6 protein-coding genes are annotated in these 7,386 nt (G+C 64.1%); 4 read left to right on the top strand and 2 right to left on the bottom strand.

What is annotated here, in order from left to right:
* Positions 1-443 precede the first annotated feature (443 nt).
* A complete protein-coding gene (locus tag ACLEJW_RS22780) occupies positions 444-746 on the top strand; it encodes a hypothetical protein (RefSeq protein WP_145193418.1) in 303 nt (100 codons plus the stop codon).
* 77 nt (positions 747-823) lie between these two features.
* Here ACLEJW_RS22780 and ACLEJW_RS22775 read toward each other — a convergent pair whose 3' ends face one another.
* Both ACLEJW_RS22775 and ACLEJW_RS22770 read right to left on the bottom strand, forming a co-directional pair.
* Positions 824-1,765, bottom strand: coding sequence for a LysR family transcriptional regulator (locus ACLEJW_RS22775; RefSeq protein ID WP_313301360.1), 942 nt, complete (start codon positions 1,763-1,765; stop codon positions 824-826).
* 76 nt (positions 1,766-1,841) lie between these two features.
* Positions 1,842-2,537 (bottom strand): tRNA (adenine(22)-N(1))-methyltransferase, encoded by a 696-nt coding sequence (locus tag ACLEJW_RS22770; protein ID WP_440778296.1) that lies wholly within the window; start codon positions 2,535-2,537, stop codon positions 1,842-1,844.
* A 146-nt stretch (positions 2,538-2,683) separates the two neighbouring features.
* Here ACLEJW_RS22770 and ACLEJW_RS22765 point away from each other — a divergent pair, with 146 nt between their 5' ends.
* The 3 genes from ACLEJW_RS22765 to ACLEJW_RS22755 all read left to right on the top strand — a co-directional run bounded on the left by ACLEJW_RS22765 (position 2,684) and on the right by ACLEJW_RS22755 (position 7,344).
* Positions 2,684-3,058: a RidA family protein gene (locus tag ACLEJW_RS22765; protein WP_440778295.1), complete on the top strand. Its 375-nt coding sequence runs from the start codon at positions 2,684-2,686 to the stop codon at positions 3,056-3,058.
* Between the two features lie 70 nt (positions 3,059-3,128).
* Positions 3,129-5,231, top strand: a complete 2,103-nt coding sequence (locus ACLEJW_RS22760; protein WP_440778294.1) for a TonB-dependent receptor family protein — start codon at positions 3,129-3,131, stop codon at positions 5,229-5,231.
* 112 nt (positions 5,232-5,343) lie between these two features.
* Positions 5,344-7,344, top strand: coding sequence for a peptidase U32 family protein (locus tag ACLEJW_RS22755; protein ID WP_440778293.1), 2,001 nt, complete (start codon positions 5,344-5,346; stop codon positions 7,342-7,344).
* Positions 7,345-7,386: the final 42 nt, after the last annotated feature.

The raw sequence follows: 7,386 nt of genomic DNA, 5'->3' as shown, positions 1-7,386 counted from the left end.
TCGCTGGAGCCTGAGAGCGAAGCAGCTGCCGTACAGGGGCAGGTGAAATAATCGAGCGCGGCGGTGCGGCGAATCGCGAGCTGCGCTCGCTCCTACGGTTTGTTTTTTAGCCAATGACGCTTGGCAGGCGCGCGCAGTTCCCAGGAATGATTGGCCCAAAACAAACGTAGGAGCGAGCGCAGCTCGCGATGCGCCGCGCGGGCGGCGCTCGCTGGTACGGTTGTTTCAGGAGCATCCGCCGCTGGAGACTGAGGGTGAAGCAGCTGCCGTACAGGGGCAGGTGCAATAATCGAGCGCCGCGCGGGCGGCGCTCGCTCTGCGCATCACCATGCCACCCAAGACGTGCACCCCACAGCCCTCCCCTAACCGTCTGTCGGGCCAGTGGCACTTGGCCTCCCCCGGAAAGCCAAACGACTGACAGCTTATCCACCCAGGAGATTGCCATGACCCGCATTAACGCACTGATGCTCGCCCTCGCCCTGGGGGTTGCCTCGACCGCCAGCTATGCTGCCACCGCCACCAATACCGATACCCATCCGAAAACCGACCAACACGGCGGTAAGACCGCCGGTGAAGGCAGCAGCGTGAATACCCCAGGCGGCACCAAGGATAACGACAGCGCCGACACCGGCAGCAATACCGACGCGGCCGATGGCGCAGCGGGTGGCTCCAACAGCACGGGCGAAGCGACCGGCTCGGGCGCAGGGCACACCGGCGGTACCGCTGAAGACCAAGATAGCCGCTGAGCTACTTACAACCCTCTGCACAATCCAGCCCCTCTGTGGAACGGCCCTGTCGGGTCGCTTCCACAGAGCGCTGCCTATCACCCAGCACTCGACCAATACCGCTGATCATCCACCACCTGCGCATGCCGCTCGAACAAGGCCGGCAATTGCTCCTTGAGGTAGTCGATCCAGGTTCTGACCTTAGCGTCCAGGTAATGCCGCGACGGATAGATCGCATACAATGCGCTCTGCCGTAGTCGGTACGGCGCCAACACTCGGCGCAGCCTGCCTTGTTCGATCGCCTGGCTAGCGGTATAGAACGGCAACAAGCCAATCCCCATGCCCAGTTCGCTGGCCACCAGCATGGCGTCAGCCACATTGGTCTGGAAGCTGTCACGCGGCGCAATCACGCAGTCGTCCTGCCCTTGTTGAAACACCCATTCACCCTCATGCATCGGGTACGCCATACGCAGGCAGCGATGCTCGAGCAGATCTTGTGGCTGGCGAGGTATGCCGTGCGCTTCCAGATAGATGGGCGCTGCGCAGGGGATGCTGAAGATGGTGCCCAATGGCACGGCGATCAGTTGGGAGTCTGGCAAAGCCTCGTCCACGGTAATCACTACATCGTGCCCCTCGGCCAGCGGGTCTGGATTGCGCTGAGACAGGGTCAGCTCGATCACCACCTCTGGACACAGCGCATTGTAGCCAGCCACCAGCGGCATCAGCAGCATGCCCAGCCCATGCGGGCAGTGCAGGCGCAGGCGCCCGCGTGGGTTGAGGTGGGCGCCGCGCGCTTCGTCCATGGCCTCATCGGTCAACGCCAGAATCTGCCGCGCGCGTTCCAGGAACCGCTCGCCGGCCTCGCTCATGCGCAGGCGCCGAGTGGTGCGGTGCAGCAGACGGGTCTGCAAGCGGTTTTCCAGCTCGGCGACAATCCGCGACACCTGCGCAGCAGAGATATCCAAGGCATTGGCAGCGGCGGCGAAACTGCCGCACTCCACCACCCTGGTAAACGTACGCATGGCGTGCAGCATGTCCATCGAGCAGGCTCCTTGAGCGACTATTCTTACATTCGATGTAGGAATCTATCACGCTAGGTGCCCTACGGCCTGTGAATTAAGCCAATACCTCGTTGATCCACTCAACCTGGCAGGCAAAGGCGCGCTGCTTCTCGGGGTCGACGGCATCGCGAGCACGGGCGAAGTTGGCCAGGCTCTGCTGCTTCTGGCGCAACATGCGTTGCCATTTGCCGATGAAGGCCGGGCTTTTTTCACGCATCAGCACAGGGCCGAAATACAGCTCCTGTGCGCTGTAGCTCACGCTAGAGTCCGGCTCGGCAACGATGATCTCGTAGTCGAAACGGTTTTCCCGCAGCAATTCCTCATGAACGATGCGGTAGCCGTTGTTCATCAGCCAGGTACGCAGCTCGCGCTCGTCGCCATTGGGCTGCATGATCAGGCGCTGCTGGCCGTCGAGGCGGTCCTTGCCGCGTTCGAGGATCTCGCACAGGGTCTTGCCACCCATGCCGCACAGGCTGATGGCGGTGATGCCGTCGCTGGCCTCGAGCGCATCGAGGCCGTCGGCCTTGCGCACGGTGACCCGATGCTCCACGCCATTGCGGCGCACGTTGCGCTGCGCTGAGGCAAACGGTGTATCGGCGACCTCACCGGCCACTGCTGCGGCGACGACACCGCGCAGCGCCAGCGCTACCGGCAGGTAGCCGTGGTCCGAGCCGATGTCGGCCAGGCGTGCCCCTTGCGGCACCTGCGCGGCCACCCGCTCCAGGCGCTGCGATAATGTGTATTGGTTCAACTCCAGCCCCTTGCTCGACAATCGGCGGCGATTCTGACGGTCACCGCGTGGCATTACAATGCGCACGCGCTCGCTGGGCCTGCGACTCGACCCTGTGGCCCTGCTCGCGTAGGCTTGCCACTTTCTTCCGTAGCAAGGCAAAGCCCATGGCAAGCATCATCTATACCCCCGATACCGACGCCGAGGCGATTTCCTCGGACGTCGCCGAATTCAACGGCGTCCTGGTCACTACCCAGATCCCGACCGATGCTGATGGCAACCTGGTGCTGGGCAGCATCCAGGCGCAGAGCGAGCTGACCCTGCAGGCGCTGAAAACCGCACTGGAAAAGGCCGGCAGCGGCATGGACAAGGTCATGCACCTGACCATCTACCTGACCGACATGGCCGACCGCGCCGCCTTCAACGAGGTCTACCAGCGCTTCTTCAGCAAGCCCTGGCCGGTACGCGCGGCGGTCGGCGTCGCGGCGCTGGCTTACCCGGACATGCGTGTCGAAGTCACCGCCATGGCCGCCAAGGGCTAAACTGCGAATGCCTGGCACAGCCGGCCCGCGTCGCGGCGCCGGCCTTTTTCATCCTCGAGCAGGAAGCTGCATGTCTTACCCCCCTTTTCGCCGCAAAGCGCTGATCGCCTTGCTGCCCAGCCTGGGCTTGTGCCCGCACGCACTGGCTGAACCCGCCGCCACCTTCAACCTGCTGGAGCCGGTGGTGGTGACCGGCACCTATGCGCCGAACCCAAGCTTCGACCTGCCCTACTCCATCGACACCGTCGAGCGCAGCCAGATTGGCGATGGGCAACTGGGCGTCAACCTGTCGGAAGCCTTGAACCGTGTTCCGGGCCTGGTGGTGCAAAACCGCCAGAACTACGCCCAGGACCTGCAAATCTCCTCGCGCGGCTATGGTGCGCGTTCGGCCTTCGGTATCCGCGGCATCAAGCTGATCAGCGATGGCATCCCGGCCAGCACGCCGGATGGCCAGGGCCAGGCGGCTTCGCTGAACCTCGATGTGGCCGATCGCATCGAGGTCCTGCGCGGCCCCGCCTCGGCCATCTATGGCAGCAATGCCGGCGGGGTCATCCAGATGTTTTCCCGCGATGGCGCCGGGCCGCCCAAGGTCGGTGCCGAAACCACGTTCGGCAGCGACGGCTTCAACAAGAACCATGTCTACAGCGAGGGCGGCAGCGAGCAAGCCGGCTTCCTGGTCGATGCCTCGCGCATGGACACCGACGGCTACCGTGACCACAGCGCGGCGCGGCGCGACCAGACCTTCGCCAAGGTGCACGTCGAGCCCGACGCCGACAGCCGCCTGGCGTTGATCTTCAGCACCCTGGAGCAAAACGGCACGCAGGACCCGCTCGGCCAGACCTGGGCCGGCTACAAGGACGATCCCCGCTCGGTAGCCGCGCGCGCCGAGGAGTACAACACGCGCAAGAGCATCCACCATCAGCAGGTGGGCATGAACTATGAACGCTTCTTTGGCGATGCGACCTTGCAGTTCAACCTGTATGCCGGCAAACGCAGCGTCATTCAGTACCTGTCGATTCCACGCGGCACGCCTGCGAACAATCGCGGCGGCGGCGTGGTCGACTTCGACCGCGAATTCCACGGCGGCACCCTGCGCTGGATCCAGCCGATCACCGCCGCACCCGGCAACCTGACCCTGACCTTCGGCGCCGACTACGATCGCAGCCGTGACGACCGCCGTGGCTTCCAGAACTTCAGCGGCGACACCCTGGGGGTCAAGGGCGAGCTACGCCGCGACGAGAAAGACACCGCCACCAGCCTCGACCCCTATGTCCAGGCACATTGGGAGCTGGAGCGCTGGACCGTGGACGCAGGGCTGCGCCACAGCAGCATGCAGCTGCAGGTCGACGATCACTTCCTGGCCAACGGCGATGCCAGTGGTTCGAAGAAGTACCAGCGCACCACACCGACCCTGTCGGTGATGTATGCCTTCACTCCCGACCTGCACGGCTACATCAGCGCGGGCAAGGCGTTCGAGACCCCTACCCAGGCGGAGATGGCCTACGCCCCGGGCGCATTGGAGGGCTTCAATTTCAACCTGGAGCCGGCCACCAGCACGCAATACGAGCTGGGCGTGAAGTGGCGCCCGGATCAGCGCACGCGCATCAACGCGGCGCTGTTCGAGATCCGCACCAAGGACGAGATCGTCGTGGCTGCCTCCACCGATGGCCGCACCAGCTACCGCAACGCCGGCAAGACCCTGCGCCGAGGCTTCGAGCTGAGCGTGCAGCGCGAGCTCGCTGCGCAGTGGCAGGCGAACCTGGCCTATACCCTGCTCGATGCCACCTACGACGAGGCCTTCAGCCAAGGCTCCAGCACCATCGACAAAGGCAACCAGTTACCGGGCGTACCGCGCAGCAGCCTGTTCGGCGAGCTGGTATGGAAACCGCGGGATGGCATCAGCATGGGCATCGAAGGGCAATACCGCAGCAAGGTATACGTCGAGGACAGCAACGACCAGCACGCCGCCCCCAGCTATGCGGTGTTCAACTGGCGCACCCGCTTCGAACAGCACCTGGGGCCGTGGACCTTCCACCAGTTGGTGCGCCTGGACAACCTGCTGGACCGCCAGTACGTAGGCTCGGTAATCGTCGGCGACGGCAATGGCCGCTACTACGAGGCGGCGCCAGGTAGGTCGTGGTATGCGGGTGCTGGCTTGGCCTATCAGTTCTGAGTACGACCCGGCATCTAGCCCCGCTGGCACCTCTGGGCACCCAAAGGTGCCAGCCGGGCATTTCGCCGTTACAATGCCGCCCTAACCCGTGACAGCCCGAATCTATAACGACATGTCCCTTCCAAAGAATCACCTGGAACTGCTCAGCCCTGCCCGTGACGTGGCCATCGCCCGCGAAGCGATCCTGCACGGTGCCGACGCCATCTACATCGGCGGCCCGAGTTTCGGGGCGCGGCACAATGCCTGCAACGAGGTCGGCGAGATCGCCGAGCTGGTCGAGTTCGCCCGTCGCTACCACGCGCGGGTGTTCACCACCATCAACACCATCCTGCACGATAACGAGCTGGAGCCCGCCCGCAAGCTGATCCACCAGCTTTACGATGCTGGCGTCGATGCGCTGATCGTCCAGGACCTGGGGGTGATGGAGCTGGATATCCCACCCATCGAGCTGCACGCCAGCACCCAGACCGACATTCGTACCCTGGAGCGGGCCAAGTTCCTCGACCAGGCCGGGTTTTCCCAGCTGGTACTGGCCCGTGAGTTGAACCTGCAGGAAATCCGCCGCATCGCCGAACACACCGACGCGGCCATCGAGTTCTTCATCCATGGCGCGTTGTGCGTGGCCTTCTCCGGCCAGTGCAACATCTCCCATGCCCAGACCGGGCGCAGCGCCAACCGGGGTGACTGTTCCCAGGCCTGCCGCCTGCCCTACACCCTCAAGGACGATCAGGGCCGGGTAGTTGCCTTCGAGAAACACCTGCTGTCGATGAAAGACAACAACCAGACCGCCAACCTGGCCGACCTGGTCGATGCCGGCGTGCGCTCGTTCAAGATCGAGGGTCGCTACAAGGACATGGGCTATGTGAAGAACATCACCGCCCACTACCGCAAGGAGCTCGACGCCATCCTCGAAGGTCGTCCAGAGCTGGCGCGTGCCTCCAGCGGGCGTACCGCGCACTTCTTCCTGCCGGACCCGGACAAGACCTTCCACCGCGGCAGCACCGATTACTTCGTCACCGACCGCAAGGTCGATATCGGCGCTTTCGACTCGCCGACCTTCACCGGCCTTGCCGTGGGCGTGGTCGAGAAAGTCGGTAAACGCGATCTGCAGGTGGTCACCGAAGTGCCGCTGTCCAATGGCGATGGCCTCAATGTGCTGGTCAAGCGTGAAGTGGTGGGTTTCCGTGCCAACATCGCCGAGCCGCGCGGCGAGTTCGAAGAAGACGGCCAGAAACGCTATCGGTACCGGGTCGAGCCTAACGAGATGCCCGACGGCCTGCACAAGCTGCGGCCCAATCATCCGCTGTCGCGCAACCTCGATCACAACTGGCAACAGGCGCTGCAGCGCACCTCGGCCGAACGCCGGGTCGGCGTGCACTGGCACGCGGCGCTGCGCGAACAACGCCTGATGCTCAGCGTGACCAGTGAAGAAGGCGTCAGCGTGCAAGTAGCCCTGGACGGCCCGTTCGGCGTCGCCAACAAGCCGCAGCAAGCCCTGGAGCAATTGCACGACCTGCTCGGCCAGCTGGGCACCACGCTGTACCACGCCGAGCGCATCGAGCTGGATGCCCCGCAGGCGTTCTTCATCCCCAACTCGCAGCTCAAGGCCCTGCGCCGCGAGGCCGTCGAAGCGCTGACCGCTGCGCGCATCAAGGCGCATCCACGTGGTAGCCGCAAGGCCGAAACCACGCCGCCGCCGGTCTACCCGGAATCGCACCTGTCGTTCCTGGCCAACGTGTACAACCAGAAGGCTCGGGATTTCTACCACCGCCACGGAGTGCAACTGATCGACGCCGCGTACGAGGCGCACGAGGAGCACGGCGAGGTGCCGGTGATGATCACCAAGCATTGCCTGCGTTTCTCGTTCAACCTCTGCCCCAAGCAGGCCAAGGGCGTGACCGGTGTGCGCACCAAGGTAGCGCCCATGCAGCTGATTCAGGGCGACGAAGTGCTGACCCTGAAATTCGACTGCAAACCGTGCGAGATGCACATCATTGGCAAGATGAAGAGCCACATCATCGACCTGCCGACGCCTGGCAGTGCGGTGGCCCAGGTGGTCGGGCACATCAGTCCCGAAGACCTGCTCAAGACCATCCCCCGTGCGCCAAACTGACGGTTGATCGTCGCCAAACGAAAGGGCCGCATTGCGGCCCTT

Source organism: Pseudomonas sp. SMSB3 (assembly GCF_052041965.1).
In the GTDB taxonomy this organism is placed as follows: domain Bacteria; phylum Pseudomonadota; class Gammaproteobacteria; order Pseudomonadales; family Pseudomonadaceae; genus Aquipseudomonas.
This window is presented reverse-complemented; position numbering and strand designations above follow the sequence as displayed.

Coding starts and splice junctions, on each gene's coding strand:
- ACLEJW_RS22755 (WP_440778293.1), top strand. CDS start 5,344: ATGTCCCTTCCAAAGAATCACCTGGAACTGCTCAGCCCTGCCCGTGAC.
- ACLEJW_RS22765 (WP_440778295.1), top strand. CDS start 2,684: ATGGCAAGCATCATCTATACCCCCGATACCGACGCCGAGGCGATTTCC.
- ACLEJW_RS22780 (WP_145193418.1), top strand. CDS start 444: ATGACCCGCATTAACGCACTGATGCTCGCCCTCGCCCTGGGGGTTGCC.
- ACLEJW_RS22760 (WP_440778294.1), top strand. CDS start 3,129: ATGTCTTACCCCCCTTTTCGCCGCAAAGCGCTGATCGCCTTGCTGCCC.
- ACLEJW_RS22775 (WP_313301360.1), bottom strand. CDS start 1,765: ATGGACATGCTGCACGCCATGCGTACGTTTACCAGGGTGGTGGAGTGC.